A 14622-nucleotide genomic window follows, 5' to 3' on the forward strand; every position below is an offset into this window, starting at 1 on the left:
CGTGGCACCTAACAGGGCAACACAAGCTGGAGCCAAACATGCCCATTTCCCCTACTGCTTTCCCTGCCGCACGCCTGCGCCGCACCCGTCAATCCGCTGCGGTGCGCGGTCTTGTACGTGAAAACACGCTGACTGTGGATGATCTGATCTGGCCTGTGTTTGTGCGCGATGGCGAAGACGTCGAAGAACCCGTTGCCTCCATGCCCGGCGTGGTCCGCCGCTCCGTCGACAAAATTGTTGAAGCCGCCCGGGAAGCGGCCGATCTTGGCATTCCAGTGATCTGCCTATTTCCCTACACCGATCCTGCGCTCAAAACCGAGGACTGCGCCGAGGCTTGGAATCCAAACAACCTTTCCAACCGGGCCACACGTGCGATCAAGGCGGCTGTCCCTGAAATCTCCATCATGACTGATGTGGCGCTTGATCCCTACAACATCCACGGCCACGACGGCTTTTGGAAAGACGGAGAAATCCTGAACGACGCAACAGTCGAAGCGCTGGTCAAGCAAGCCCTGTCTCAGGCCGAAGCAGGCGCAGACATCATTGGCCCATCTGACATGATGGACGGTCGCATCGGCGCGATCCGCACAGCGCTGGAGGCCGGCGGACACCACAATGTCATGCTGATGAGCTACGCCGCCAAATACGCCTCCGCCTTTTACGGCCCATTCCGCGATGCGGTTGGCGCGTCCGGCGCGCTCAAGGGCGACAAATCCACCTATCAGATGGATCCAGCCAATTCTGATGAGGCCCTGCGCCTTGTCGCCCGCGATCTTGATGAAGGCGCCGATATGGTGATGGTCAAACCTGGCATGCCCTATCTGGATATCTGCCGCCGCGTGAAAGATGGCTTTGGCGTGCCCACCTTTGCCTATCAGGTTTCCGGCGAATACGCGATGATCCAGGCAGCCGCCCAAAACGGATGGATTGACGGTGACCGCGCGATGGTCGAGAGCCTTATGGCCTTCAAACGCGCCGGGTGTGACGGTATTTTGACCTATTTCGCCCCGGAAGTGGCCCGCAAAATCAGGTAGCCCCCTGCAGATCTAGTGACAGGGCGGCACCACTCGTCTATATTGGCGGAAAGCCGGGCCAAAACCGGTGAACTGAGCAGACTTCAACAAACACAGGCTAAAACCATGACCAATTTCACCCGACGCGGTTTCGCGCTCACCGGCCTCGCTGCCGCGGGCGTCACTGCTGCATGTGGCAACGGTGTAGGCTCCAACGGCGCTTCTGAAATTGACGCGCGCGTAGATTCCACCCTGAGCTACCTTTACAACGAATATCCCAACACCACCGATCTGCGCGACAAGGCAGCCGGCATTCTTGTGATGCCATTGGTGACCGAGGCCGGCTTTGGCTTTGGCGGCGGCTACGGGCGCGGTGCTCTGCGCGTCAACGATGTGACTGTAGACTACTACTCCGCCACCAAAGGCAGCGTGGGCCTACAGATCGGCGCGCAACAGCACGCCCATGTTCTGTTCTTCATGACCGAAGGTGCCTTGGCAGATTTCCGCAGCTCCAGTGGCTGGGCCGCCGGTGCCGGCGCACAATATGTGGTCGCCAACGAAGGCGGCAATCTGAGCGCCGAAACCACCAACCTCCTTGCCCCGGTGATCGCCGTGATCTTTGGGCAGGCAGGCCTGAAAATCGGCGCAACGCTCGAAGGCATCAAATACAACCGCATCATTCCATAAGCGGTTTGTGATCCAAAGAAAAAGCGCGGGCCACACCCCGCGCTTTTTTGTGTCTGACGGATCTGTAAATCAATCCAGTGCGCGCAGACGCTTGATCAGGCTGGAGGTATCCCAACGCCCGCCGCCCAGCTTCTGCACATCTTTGTAAAATTGATCGACCAGCGCGGTCACTGGCAGGCTCGCGCCAATCTCATCGCCTGTGGACAGGACAATGCCCAGATCTTTGCGCATCCAGTCCACCGCAAAACCGTGGTCAAATTCATCGTCAATCATGGTTTCATAGCGGTTTTGCATCTGCCAGCTGCCCGCCGCACCGCCCGCGATCACATCGACCACCGCGCGGCCATCCAGCCCGGCTTTTTCCGCAAAATGAAGCCCTTCAGACAGCCCCTGCACCAAACCGGCAATACAGATCTGATTGACCATTTTGGTCAGCTGGCCAGCCCCGCTTTCGCCCAGCCGTTTGATCGAACGTCCGTAGGCCTGCATCATCGGCTCCGCCGCATCATAGGCCGCCTGATCGCCGCCACACATGATCGACAGAATACCGTTTTCCGCCCCCGCCTGACCGCCAGACACCGGCGCGTCGACAAAGGCGATACCGGCTGCTTTGCCCGCGGCGTAAAGCTCCGCCGTCACTTTGGCTGACACCGTGGTGTGGTCCACAAAGGTGCTGCCCGCAGCCATCCCGGCAAAGGCCCCATCCTCGCCCAGACAGACAGAGCGCAGATCATCGTCATTGCCAACGCAGCACATCACAAATTCCGCGCCCGCGGCGGCCTCTTTCGGCGTTGCGGCAAAGCCTGCGCCATACTCTTTCGCCCAGGCCTCCGCCTTGGCCGTGGTGCGGTTGTAAACCGTCACCTCATGGCCCGCTTTCACCAGATATCCCGCCATCGGATATCCCATCACTCCCAAGCCCAAAAACGCAACTTTTGCCATTGGCTTTCCCCTTGCTTTTATTCGTCGTAATACTTGTCTCGCCTGCGCAAGCAGAAGGCAAGGACTATAAGAGGCAGACCAATGGCGGTATTTTTTAGGTGGCTTTTGCGGATCGCCAGTGGCTTGGTGATTCTCACCGTATTGACGGTGACGCTCGTGTATTTCCTCGCCTCGCGCAGTCTGCCTGACTATGACAAAACCATTGCGGCCGCCGGGGTGAACGCGCCGCTGGAAATTGTGCGCAACAACGCCAATGTGCCGCATATTTTTGGCGAAACGGACGAGGATGTGTTCTTCGGCCTCGGCTACGCCCATGCGCAGGATCGCCTCTGGCAAATGCTGACGATGCGGCGCACAGCCCAAGGCCGCCTCTCTGAGGTTTTTGGCCCACGCACCGTTGATATCGACAAACTTATGCGCCGCCTTGATCTCGCAGGTGCGGCGCGCCAATCCGTGTCTTCCCAAGATCTCGAAGTGCTCGCCGCTTTGCAGGCCTACGCCCGTGGCGTCAACGCCCGCATTGACGAGGTCAATCGCGAGGCTCTGGGCCGGGGTGCCCCCGAACTGTTCCTCTTCAAACAAGCCTTCGCCCCCTGGCAGCCGGCCGACACCATCGCGCTGCAAAAGCTGATGGCGCTGCAACTCACAGGACAGATGCAATCCGAAGTGCTGCGGGCACGCACCTCCCTTGCGCTGAATGACATCAACCGCCTGTCTGACATTCTGCCCGATGCCCCCGGCACGGGTGTGGCCGCACTGCCGGAATACGCCAGTCTTGTGCCCGGCGCGCCGCGCTATGCCGCAAGCAAACCGCTGCCCACACACCCGCTGTCCCCATTCAAAACGCCAGCGTTGTCAGGGGCTTCAAATGCCTGGGCCGCCGCCCCCAGCCGCAGCGCCTCTGGCGGCACATTGCTGGCCAATGATCCACACCTCGGCCTGACAGCCCCCTCGATCTGGTATCTCGCCCGTCTGGAGCTGCAAAGCGGCGGCGTAATCGGCGCCACCATTCCGGGCGTTCCCGTGGTGCTGTCGGGCCGCAGCGAGGCTCTGGGCTGGGGCATCACCGCCGCCTATGTCGATGATCAGGATCTCTACATCGAAGAGCTTGATCCCAATAACGCAGAGCGCTACCGCACCCCGGATGGGTTCAAACCGTTTGAAACCCGCAAATCCATCATCACCATCAAAGACCACAGCCCGGTCACACTGACCCTGCGCTGGACGGAAAACGGCCCTGTGCTGCCCGGCAGTGATTTCAATCTTGCCGCCATCACACCTCCGGGCCATGTCACCGCCCTACGCTGGACCGCGCTCAGCCCGAATGACCGCTCAACCACCGCGCTCATGGATCTGATGTTTGCTGATTCCGTGAGCCGCGCAATTGAGGTCACACAACAGCATGTGGCCCCCGGCCTCACGCTCACCCTGGCAGACAAAGACAACATCGCCATGGCTTTGATCGGTGCTTTGCCGCGCCGTGACAACGCGCACCAAAGCCGGGGCCGCCTGCCTTCGCTTGGCTGGCGTGCAGAGAACCGCTGGCAGGGCGTGTTTGATCCCGCTGACAACCCCGCGTTCATTGCACCCGCCGGTGGCATTGTCGGCAACACCAACAACAAGCTGATCGACCGCCCCTTCCCAGAGCATATCTCCTATCTCTGGGGCGACAGCCAGCGCATCCAACGGTGGCAGCGCCTGATGCAGGGCCGCCGCGTTCATACGCGTGACAGCTTTATCGAGGCACAGCTCGACACAGTCAGCTTTTCCGCACGCTCGCTCCTGCCTCTGATTGGTGCAGAGCTGTGGTACACCGCCGAAGCCGCCCCCGAAGGCAGCCGCGACCGCCAACGCCAGCGCGCGCTTGCATTGCTGTCAGAATGGAACGGCGAAATGAACGAGCACCTGCCAGAGCCCCTGATCTACGCCGCATGGGTGCGCGCCCTGCAAGACCGACTGATCCATGATGACCTCGGCCCGCTCGCCAGTGAATTCACACATGTGGAACCGCTGTTCATTGAACGGGTGTTCCGCGACGTTGATGGCGCCGCCGCATGGTGTGACATCCGCCAAAGCGCGCCACAGGAAACCTGCGCCGATATGGCCAAGCTTGCGCTCGATGATGCGCTCATCACGATCGAAGAACGCTACGGCCAACAGCTGGAATCCCTGCGCTGGGGCGATGTGCATCAGGCCACCCATGACCATCAGGCGCTTGGAGAGGTGCCCCTGCTGCGTTTCTTTGTGAACATCCGCCAATCCACCTCAGGCGGCGACAACACGCTGCAACGTGGCAAAACAAGTGGCACCGGGGAAAACCCTTATCTCAACGTGCACGCGGCTGGCTATCGTGGGGTCTATGACTTTGCTGACCCTGACAGCTCGGTCTTTATCATCTCAACCGGCCAGTCCGGCCATTTCCTGTCGCGTTTCTATGATGATATGGCCCAGCTTTGGCGCCGCGGCGAGTATATCCCAATGTCTCTGGACGAAGAGCTGGCCCGCGCCGCCGCCGTCGGCGTCACCCGGATTGAGCCGATGGCGCAGTAACCCACCCTGCGCCATCGCATTCTCAGAGAACTGTCTGAAACTTAAAGGCTTTCGAACTGCGCGCGCTGCTTGGCGCTCCACAGCACGGTGATTTCAAAGCCCTCTTCGGTCTGGGCTTCGTCTTCCACGATACCCTCCTTAAAGAGCCAAGCCCGCGCCTTACCTTGCGCAAAGCCAAGCTTGAGGGTCTCGCGGCTTTTCTCGCTGGCCAAAGCCTGCTGAATCGCCGCAAACATCTCATCAAGGCCCTGACCGCTCACAGCTGAGACCGCAAAGATATCTTCTTCGCGCTCCGCCTTGGCGACCATCGCAGCGCGATCATCGGCACTCAGCAGGTCAATCTTGTTCCAGACCTCAATCTGCGGCGTGTCCTCATTGAGCCCAAGGGTCTCAAGAATGGTGCGCACGTCCTCAGACTGATGCTCGGTTTCCGGATGCGCAATGTCACGCACATGCAGCACCAGATCCGCCGCCAACACCTCTTCCAGCGTCGCCCGGAAGGCGGCCACAAGCTGCGTTGGCAGATCACTGATGAAGCCCACCGTGTCTGACAGGATCACCTCAGGCCCATTGTTGGGCAGCTCCACCGCGCGCATGGTCGGGTCCAGCGTGGCAAAAAGCATGTCTTTCGCCATCACATCCGCACCGGTCACACGGTTGAAAAGCGTGGATTTTCCGGCGTTGGTATAGCCAACAAGCGCCACAATCGGGAACGGCACTTTCGCCCGCGCCTTGCGATGCAGCTCACGGGTTTTCACAACCTTCGCCAACTGCCGCCGCAACCGCACAAGCTGGTCGTCAATCGCCCGCCGGTCCGCCTCGATCTGGGTCTCACCGGGACCACCCACAAAGCCAAGCCCGCCCCGCTGACGCTCAAGGTGGGTCCAGGCCCGAACCAGGCGGGTGCGCTGATACGACAGCGCTGCCATCTCCACCTGCAACACACCCTCACGGGTGCGCGCCCGATCCGAGAAGATCTCCAAAATCAACCCGGTCCGGTCCAGCAGTTTGACCTTCCACTCTTTTTCCAGATTGCGCTGCTGCACAGGGGTGACTGGCCCGTCAATCAGGACAAGCTCCACCTCATTGGCCTTAAACAGCGCTTTCAGCTCTTCGATTTTCCCGCTGCCAAACAGCTTGCCGGGCTGGGCTTTGGGCAAGCGCACGACGTTTGAGCCCACCACCTCCAACTCCGGCAATGCGGCCGCAAGAGAAATAGCCTCTTCCAAAGCGAAAGAGGCCTCGCGCCGCTGATCAGCGCCAGTGATATCGGGATGCAGGACCCAAGCGCGGGTAACCTGCGTATCATGCTCCATCAAGAGGCGTCTTCACCTTCATAAAGAGAGATTGGTTGCGCCGGCATGATTGTCGAGATCGCGTGTTTGTAAACCAGCTGGCTCTGCCCATCGCGGCGCAGCAGCACACAAAAGTTGTCAAACCAGGTGATCACACCCTGCAGTTTCACACCGTTGATCAGAAAAATAGTCACCGGAACTTTGGTTTTCCGGACGTGGTTCAAAAATGCATCTTGGAGATTCTGTCGATCCGAAGCCATGTCGTGCTTGCCTTTGTTCTTGTTGTGCATCGGTATTGGTATGCAGTGGCGAGTATGGAGCGCACATTCTTGACTTACCAGCCTAAAATGACGCCTTTTTAATGCGGTACGCCTCCGACCGCATCATTTCTGCCACAAGTCCGGCGAAATCAACGCGATGACAGCCAAGGCCTCAAGCCGCCCAACGATCATCGCTGCACAAATAATAAGCTTTTCGGTTGCCCCCAACGAAGAAATCGCAATTGGGAACTCGCCCGCCACCTGCGTCAGTGGCCCCGTGGTGGTCAGTGCAGACACCGCCAGAATGATCGCCTCTTCAAAGCTGTTGCCCGCCAAGGCCAGCAGCAGCGAAACCACCGCAATGGAGAGCGCAAACAGCATAAAAAACACCCAGGCAATCACCGCACCGCGCCGTCTCAGCCCACGCGCGCCCGCGCGCTTGCGCCCCAAAACCACATTGGGGTGCACCAGCCGCTCCATTTCCCCCAAGCCCTGCACATAAAGCGCATAGACGCGCAACAGTTTCACGCCCCCCGCAGTGGTGGCAACGCCGCCCCCCACCATGGCCAGCGCCAGCAGGATCATCCCCGGGGTCTGTAGTCCGCTCCAGTCGCGTGCCAGCAGCCATTCCGAACTTTCCACCCCGGTGGTGGTGAGAAAGCTCATCACCATGAACATCGCCCCCCACAGGGCTTTGATGGCGGCCAACGGATCGCTCACCTCATCTTCGCTCAACGCACCGAACCAATGACGGGCAAACAGCATGCTTGGCACGATCACAACAATCAGAAACCCAAGCCGCAGCTCCGGATCCTGCAACAGGCTGTTGCGCCGCACGGCCCCTGTGTCAGAACTGAAGGTGCCCCGCGACAACGCAAACAACATGAATAGAAAGATGATCATTTCGCCCGCAATGCCAGAGTTGCTGTCTTGCACCCCGACACCGCTGGTGATCCCGCTTGTAGACAGCGTCGCCATAGCGTTCATCAACCCGACAATCGGGCGATCACCCAGCACCACCAACATAATCCACAGCGCGACGGTCAATCCGATATAAATCGGCAACAAGGCCCGTGCCGCCCGGCTCCAGCGTTTCATCGGACGCGCGCGTTGCACATGCCCCTGCCCGGCGCTCACCTGCCCCGGCTCGCCCATCGCCGTCACCTCAAACCCGCCAAGGCTCAGCGGCGCCAAAACCGCCGCGGCCGCGATCCACATCAACAGGCCCCCGATCCAGCCCACAATGCCACGCCACAGATGTACAGCATCCGTCAGCATACTGGCGGGTTCATAGGTGGTCATGCCTGTGGTCGTGATGCTGCTGACCATCTCAAAGTAAACATCGACATAGGGCACAACCCCAAGGGTCTCATACATCGGCAGCGCCAATACCGCTGGCAACACCCCCAGCGCCATTAACAGCGCCTTCAGATTGTCGATGGTTCTAACTCGTCCCTGCGTGCCGTAGATCGCCATCGCAATCAATGTGCAGGCAAAGAGAACAAGCGTGCCGGAATAAAAGAAACTGCGAGAGACAAAATGGTCATCCTGCGCCAACGCAACCGCCGCCGGCACATACATCAAGGCCCCACAAAGCAGGACCATCTGCACAAACAACGGTATCTGAGACAGGCGCAGCTTCATCGGCTCAGAAGAAATCGATGGAGACCTGCAACAGCTGCTCCACACGTGGCACATCAGCCGACAGTGCAAACAGCGCAATCACATCCCCTTCGTCAATCCGCGTACTGCCTTTGGGTTTCACCACCTCTTTGCCCTTGCGGATCGCCCCAATCAGAACGCCTTCAGGAAAGTCCACATCGCGCACCATCTGGCCAGCAATCGGCGAGGTCGACAAAACCTCAGCCTCGATGATCTCCGCCTCCGTGTCGCCCACGGAATACACCTCGCGCACCCGACCATGCCGGATATGGCGCAAAATCGAGCTCACCGTCGTGGCCCGCGGGTTGATAAAGGCATCAATGCCCAGCGGTGGCATCAATGGCGCCAAGGTCGGATCGTTGATCAAGGCAATCGCCAATGGACACCCCGCCGATTTGGAGCGCACAGAGGCCAGCATGTTGGTTTTATCGTCATCGGTCACGGCCAAAATCGCATCGGCGCGATCCACACCCGCCTCCGCCAGCAGCGTCGCATCCATGCCATCCCCATTCAGAACGATGGTCCGCTCCAGCGACTCTGCTGCGCGTTCTGCCACTTTGCGATCCCGCTCAATGATCTTTGTGCGGATGCGATGCGCGCTTTTTTCAAGCCGCTGCGCCACCATCAGGCCAACATTGCCACCGCCCACGATCACCGCACGCTCTTGTTTCTTCTGGACCTTGCCAAACACTTCCATCGTGCGGCTCACATCCTCAACGAATGTGAACACATAGACTTCGTCCCCCACAAAAAGCTGATCGCCCGGTTCCGGCGCAAACAACGAGCCATGGCGGCGCACCCCAACCACAACCGCACTCAGCGTGGAAAACAAATCGGTCAGCTGGCGCAACGGCGTGTTCACCACCGGGCAGTCTTCTTCCAGCAAAAGGCCGAGCATTTGCACCTTCCCATCAAGGAAGGTCTCCGTATCAAACGCACTTGGCGCCGTCAGTCGTTTGAGCGCCGCGTCCGCAACTTCAAGCTCCGGTGAAATCACCACGTCGATCGGCATGTGATCGCGCCGGTACAAATCGGAATACAGAACATCCAGATAAGACTGGCTCCGCAAACGCGCAATTTTGCGCGGCACTGCAAACACAGAATGGGCCACCTGACAGGTGACCATGTTGACCTCGTCAGAATAGGTGGCGGCAATCAACATGTCCGCATCGCGCGCCCCCGCCCGATCCAACACGTCAGGATAGCTCGCAAACCCCGCGATGCCCTGCACATCCAATGTGTCGGTTGCGCGGCGCACCAGTTCGGGGTTGTTGTCAACCACGGTGACGTCGTTGTTTTCACCGGACAAATGGCGTGCAATTTGCCATCCAACCTGACCGGCGCCACAGATAATGACCTTCATAAGCATCCCTCAAGGGTTTGTCCGACCGACATGCCAGAGCAGGCCATTTAGGTCAATTGTTACCATTGACGCCAGTCCCGTTTGGGTTTTTGCTAAAGACAGACATTAAATTACAAAGTGAGATATGAAGATGCGGCAAACACTTATGGCATTTGCGGCTCTTACAACGGTTCTGGCGAGCTGCGCGCCGACCTCATACTCAGGCTACGCCAAATCCGGGGTGACTCGGGAAACAGCTGCACTTGATGACACAGCCTGTTCTGTAGAAGCCAATAAACTTTTTCCTGCGGCCACATTCACAACAACCGTCTATTCCGGCTACCACGGCGGATACGGCGGCTATGCTGGGGGCTATTGGGGCGGCTACCCCGGATATTGGGGCGGCAGCCACGTGCAGGTTCGAGATGCCAACGCAAGCATGCGCGCCGAACATCGCGCCGATTGCATGACGCTGAAGGGCTACGCTGCGGTAAGCCACCCCATTTGTACCGACGACCAGATTTCTGGCCGCAAATACGCACCGATCGCCGGAGCGCCAAAACCTGCCCCCAACATCTGTGCCCTGCGCGCCAAAGGCGGCGGCGTCGCACTTATTGATCTCAACAAACCATTGTGAGGGTAGACTGTGCCACTTCTGAAACACGCCACTTTGGCAACCTCACTTCTTCTGGTGCTCAGCAGCTGCACTGAATTTGGCACCTACTACAAAGAAGGTGTCACCAAGTCACAGCTGAACATCGATCGCGGTCAGTGCAACCGCGCGGCGGCGGATGCCTATCCCCCCCGCATCGTCACCGACTGGTGGCCGATCTATGATCGCAACGGGCGCATCGTGGGCCAGCGCCCGGAGCAATATGACATCAACGAAGGCGCCCGCCATACAGCGGTGCGCGAATGCATGGCCGCCAATGGCTATGAACGGGTCAAAATCCCATTCTGCAAAGACGACCAACTTGGCGACAATCACTATGCCAAAATCGAGGTCGCCCCAGAGCTGACCCCAAGCATCTGTGGACTGAAAACCGAAAACGGAGGCCGTGTGCTGATCGATCTCAGCAAACCGATTTCCTCCAAGTCCAGCGGCTAAAAGCCCAAACGCGCGGGCGTTAAGGCCCGCGCGTTTTGCATTTTGTGAATCGACCCTGCCACCTTATTCGGCAGCTTCGCTTTCCCCTTCGGGCACATGCGCCACCCGCGCGCCCGCCTTGTTGGAGGTCACTACCCCCAGCGATTTCAGCTTGCGATGCAGCGCGCTGCGCTCCATGCCAACAAAGCTCGCGGTGCGGCTGATATTGCCACCAAACCGGTTGATTTGAGTCAGCAAATACTCCCGCTCAAACGCCTCACGTGCTTCCCGCAGCGGCAAAGTCGCCAGCGTGCCAGACAGCACCACACGCCCTTCCTCGGAGGGCGCGTCACTTTCACCGGGCAGCTCACGGCTCTCAATCGGCCCCTGCCCGTCCCCCAGAATCAGCACCCGTTCAATCATGTTCTTCAGCTGGCGCACATTGCCCGGCCATACCATTGTCTGCATCAAGGCAATTGCATCCCCGCTCAGCTCCCGCAATGGCAGCCCCTGGCTCTCATGCAGCTGCGCAAGGAAATAACTTGCAAGCGCCGGAATGTCTTCGCGCCGTTCCTCCAAAGATGGCACCGCAATCGGCACAACATTCAAACGGTGATACAGCTCTTCGCGGAACGTGCCCTCCGCAATCGCCTGCGCCAGATCCTGATTGGTTGAGGAAATCACCCGCAGATCCACGCGCAGCTTTTTGGAGCCCCCCACGCGCGTAAACTGTTGATCTACCAGCACCCGCAAAATCTTGCTCTGCGCGGCCAGCGGCATGTCCGCCACCTCGTCAAAATAGATGATCCCGCCATTGGCCTGCTCCAGCAAACCGGTCTCAATACCCCGATCAGCGCTCTCGCGCCCAAACAGAATCTCTTCAACCCGATCCGGGTCCATCCCGGCGCAAGACACGGTCACAAACGGCGCGCTTGCCCGGTTGGAGTTGGCGTGGATATAACGCGCCGCCACATCCTTGCCGACACCCGCAGGCCCCGTCAGCATCACCCGCCCGTTGGAGCGCGTCACCTTATCAAGCTGCGAAATCATCGCACGATAGGCCGCGCTGTCACCAATCAGCTCTGCGGGTTTGTTGTCCTGACGCTTAAGCTCGGTGTTTTCGCGCCGCAGGCGGCTGGTTTCCATCGCCCGTTTGATCACCACCATCAACTGGTCGATGTTAAACGGCTTCTCGATGAAATCATACGCGCCCTGCTTGATGGCAGCGACCGCAATCTCGATGTTGCCGTGGCCCGAAATGATCACCACCGGCACTTCAGGGTAGTCGTTTTTCACAGCCTTCAGGATGTCGATACCATCCATATTGCTGTCTTTCAGCCAGATATCGAGGATCATCAGCGCCGGTTGTTCACTTGTGACCTGCGCCATCGCCTCGTCTGAATTTCCAGCAAGCCGTGTCGAGAACCCCTCATCTTTCAAGATGTCCGAAATCAGCTCCCGAATGTCGCGCTCGTCATCAACGATCAGAATATCACTCATAGTACTCGCTCGCTCTCTTTTACCGTCTCGACAGGGGCCGCACCCGCAGGTGCCAGCGGCAATTGGATTTCCGCCATCGCCCCGGCATGAGACGCAGGTTCAAACACAGGCGCATCCAACAATGTCAGCTGACCGCCATGTTCCTCGATGATCTTTTTCACAATGGGCAGACCAAGCCCCGTGCCCTTGTCGCGTGTCGTGACATAGGGCTCAAACAGCCGTGCGCGGTCGGTCGGCAGACCGATGCCATTGTCGGCAATCTGCAAAATCGCGTGATCCGCCTCAGTCCGAAGTGACACACGTATCTCCGGGATCAGCGCCACATCAGGGTTTTTCTCCTGACGGGTCTCAATCGCCTCCCCGGCGTTCTTAATCAGATTGGTCAGCGCCTGCGAAATCATTGTGGCGTCAAGATCCGCCATGACCGCATCTACACTGATGTCTTTCACAAACCGCACATCCGGTTGCCCGGCTTCCTGCAACATCACCGCCGCCTGTGTCAGCTCCACCAGATCCACCGCCTTGCGCTCCGGTTCCGGCATACGCGCAAATTTGGAGAACTCATCGACAATGCGGCGCAGATCATTGGTCTGGCGCACAATCACATCTGTCATCTGCTCAAGCGTGTCACTGTCCTCGCCCAACCGGCTCGCAAACTTGCGCCGAATGCGCTCGGCAGACAGCTGAATCGGAGTCAGCGGGTTCTTGATCTCATGGGCAATGCGGCGCGCGACATCGCCCCAGGCCGCTGTACGCTGCGCCGTCACCAGATTGGTCACATCGTCAAAGGCCACCACATAGCCCTCAAGCGTGTCATCATCGCGCCGCCGCCGCGACATACGCACCAGCAAATGTTCAAGACGCCCCGCACGCACCACTTTGATCTCTTCTTGAGCGACCTCTTTTCCGCTTTCGATCAGCGTCTCAAACACCGGACCAAACTCCGGCACAGCGACCGAAAGTGGCATCGCCTGGTGGTCATCGGCCCAGGCCAGCAACCGCTCTGCAGATCGGTTCACAAAGGAGACCTTGCCCTCCGCATCAAGCCCCACAACCCCAGAGGTCACCGAACTCAACACGCTGTCAAACAACCGACGGCGCCGGTCAATCTGGCGCGTGTTGTCCAGCAGTGTCTCACGCTGCCCTTTCAACTGGCGCGTCATCTGGTTGAAATAGCGCCCCAGCATGGCGATTTCGTCATCGCCTTCTTCTTCACGCACCTTAACGTCCAGATCACCGGCACCAACACGCTGCGCCGCCTGCATCAGCCGCCCAACCGGGCGGGACAGTCGCTCCGCCATCCACATGCCCATCCAGATCGCCGCCAAAACGAGAATCAGCGCAAATCCGAGGTACAGCAAGCCAAATTCAAACAGCCGTTGACCACGCTCATTTTCCAGCTGTGCGTAAAGTTGCGCACTGGCCTGCGTATCATCCAGCAACTGAAAGATTTCCGCATCAACATCCCGACTGATGTAAAGGTAGCGATCCACAAACGCATCAAGGCGCACCAACGCGCGCATCTCATTGCTCTCCAGATCGCGAATGATTGCATAGCCTTCTTCTGCGGCCTGCTGCATTTCCGCATCTGTCGGCTGCTCAAAATCAAACAGATACGAACGGTCGCCCCGCGCCCGAAGCTCCCCCGTGCCATCAATCACAAAGGCCTCTTTCAACCCGCGCTGGATCTGCACCTGACCAGCCGCCAGCAACACCCGCAGCTCGCCCGAATCCATGAAAAACGTGGCCCGACGCCGGGTGTTGAGAAACTCCGCCAATGCACCGGCGTCTTCGGTCAGCGCCTCTATGTGCTCATTTTCATAAGCCTGTGCCGCAGACAGTGAATTGCCCACCACTTGGCGCACACGCTCGCTGAACCAGCCTTCAAGGCCAATGTTCAGCGTCAACCCCGCAAACACCGCCACTGTCACCGCCGGGACAACCGCCAGAACCGCGAAAGCCCCCGTCAGGCGCAGATGCAGCCGCGATCCAGCCGATTGCGCCCGCCGCGAGGCAATCGCGCGCACCACATTTTGCAGAACCAGCGCCGCCACGATGAGCACATAGGCAAAGTCAGCAAGCAAGATCGCGCGCAACGTGTTGGAAGAAACGCCAAGGTCAAAGGGACCAAGCGCCAAATAGGTTGCTAGTGCCAAACTCGGCGCCAGCACCACCAGCGTAAAAGCTGCGGCATTCTGGACACGCCTTTGACTGCGCAGACGCTGAAACCGCGCCCAGTGACTCATCATTGTCCGGCTCGACACCCGACTTCCCCAATTGATGT

At 59.0% G+C, this 14622-nt stretch carries 12 protein-coding genes; 5 read left to right on the top strand and 7 right to left on the bottom strand.

All coding sequences use genetic code 11. The features are described 5' to 3' along the window. Window positions 1-38: 38 nt before the first annotated feature. Both hemB and J7413_RS02080 read left to right on the top strand, forming a co-directional pair. The gene (gene hemB, locus J7413_RS02075) at window positions 39-1034 is read left to right on the top strand and encodes a porphobilinogen synthase (RefSeq protein WP_209095896.1); all 996 of its coding nucleotides are present in this window, start codon (window positions 39-41) and stop codon (window positions 1032-1034) included. Window positions 1035-1139: 105 nt separating this feature from the next. Beyond that, entirely contained in the window at window positions 1140-1700 is a 561-nt protein-coding gene (locus J7413_RS02080) for a YSC84-related protein (protein WP_209095897.1), read from the top strand. 69 nt (window positions 1701-1769) lie between these two features. Here J7413_RS02080 and J7413_RS02085 read toward each other — a convergent pair whose 3' ends face one another. Then, window positions 1770-2642, bottom strand: a complete 873-nt coding sequence (locus J7413_RS02085; protein ID WP_209095898.1) for an NAD(P)-dependent oxidoreductase — start codon at window positions 2640-2642, stop codon at window positions 1770-1772. A gap of 81 nt (window positions 2643-2723) precedes the next feature. Here J7413_RS02085 and J7413_RS02090 point away from each other — a divergent pair, with 81 nt between their 5' ends. Continuing rightward, the gene (locus J7413_RS02090) at window positions 2724-5192 is read left to right on the top strand and encodes a penicillin acylase family protein (protein WP_209095899.1); all 2469 of its coding nucleotides are present in this window, start codon (window positions 2724-2726) and stop codon (window positions 5190-5192) included. 41 nt (window positions 5193-5233) lie between these two features. On the opposite strand, the gene hflX is transcribed toward J7413_RS02090, so the two are convergent. The 4 genes from hflX to trkA all read right to left on the bottom strand — a co-directional run bounded on the left by hflX (window position 5234) and on the right by trkA (window position 9772). Beyond that, window positions 5234-6508 (bottom strand): GTPase HflX, encoded by a 1275-nt coding sequence (hflX, locus tag J7413_RS02095; RefSeq protein ID WP_209095900.1) that lies wholly within the window; start codon window positions 6506-6508, stop codon window positions 5234-5236. Further along, on the bottom strand, window positions 6508-6747 hold the full coding sequence (gene hfq / locus J7413_RS02100) for an RNA chaperone Hfq (RefSeq protein ID WP_008204623.1): 240 nt from the start codon (window positions 6745-6747) through the stop codon (window positions 6508-6510). Before hfq ends, hflX begins: the two co-directional genes overlap by 1 nt. A 123-nt stretch (window positions 6748-6870) precedes the next feature. Further along, window positions 6871-8328, bottom strand: coding sequence for a potassium transporter TrkG (locus tag J7413_RS02105; protein WP_247743284.1), 1458 nt, complete (start codon window positions 8326-8328; stop codon window positions 6871-6873). 67 nt (window positions 8329-8395) lie between these two features. Further along, complete coding sequence (gene trkA, locus J7413_RS02110; RefSeq protein ID WP_209095903.1) at window positions 8396-9772, bottom strand: Trk system potassium transporter TrkA; 1377 nt, start codon at window positions 9770-9772, stop codon at window positions 8396-8398. 130 nt (window positions 9773-9902) lie between these two features. Between trkA and J7413_RS02115 the strand changes: the two genes are divergently transcribed. Further along, the gene (locus J7413_RS02115) at window positions 9903-10388 is read left to right on the top strand and encodes a hypothetical protein (protein WP_209095905.1); all 486 of its coding nucleotides are present in this window, start codon (window positions 9903-9905) and stop codon (window positions 10386-10388) included. A 9-nt stretch (window positions 10389-10397) separates the two neighbouring features. Then, window positions 10398-10859 (top strand): hypothetical protein, encoded by a 462-nt coding sequence (locus J7413_RS02120; RefSeq protein ID WP_209095907.1) that lies wholly within the window; start codon window positions 10398-10400, stop codon window positions 10857-10859. A 63-nt stretch (window positions 10860-10922) separates the two neighbouring features. Here the strand turns inward: J7413_RS02120 and J7413_RS02125 are convergent, their stop codons facing one another. Beyond that, a complete protein-coding gene (locus J7413_RS02125; protein WP_209095909.1) occupies window positions 10923-12338 on the bottom strand; it encodes a sigma-54 dependent transcriptional regulator in 1416 nt (471 codons plus the stop codon). After that, a complete protein-coding gene (locus J7413_RS02130) occupies window positions 12335-14587 on the bottom strand; it encodes a PAS domain-containing sensor histidine kinase (RefSeq protein ID WP_209095911.1) in 2253 nt (750 codons plus the stop codon). Before J7413_RS02130 ends, J7413_RS02125 begins: the two co-directional genes overlap by 4 nt. Window positions 14588-14622: the final 35 nt, after the last annotated feature.

The sequence above is a fragment of the Shimia sp. R10_1 genome (assembly GCF_017744095.1).
Classification (GTDB): domain Bacteria; phylum Pseudomonadota; class Alphaproteobacteria; order Rhodobacterales; family Rhodobacteraceae; genus Shimia.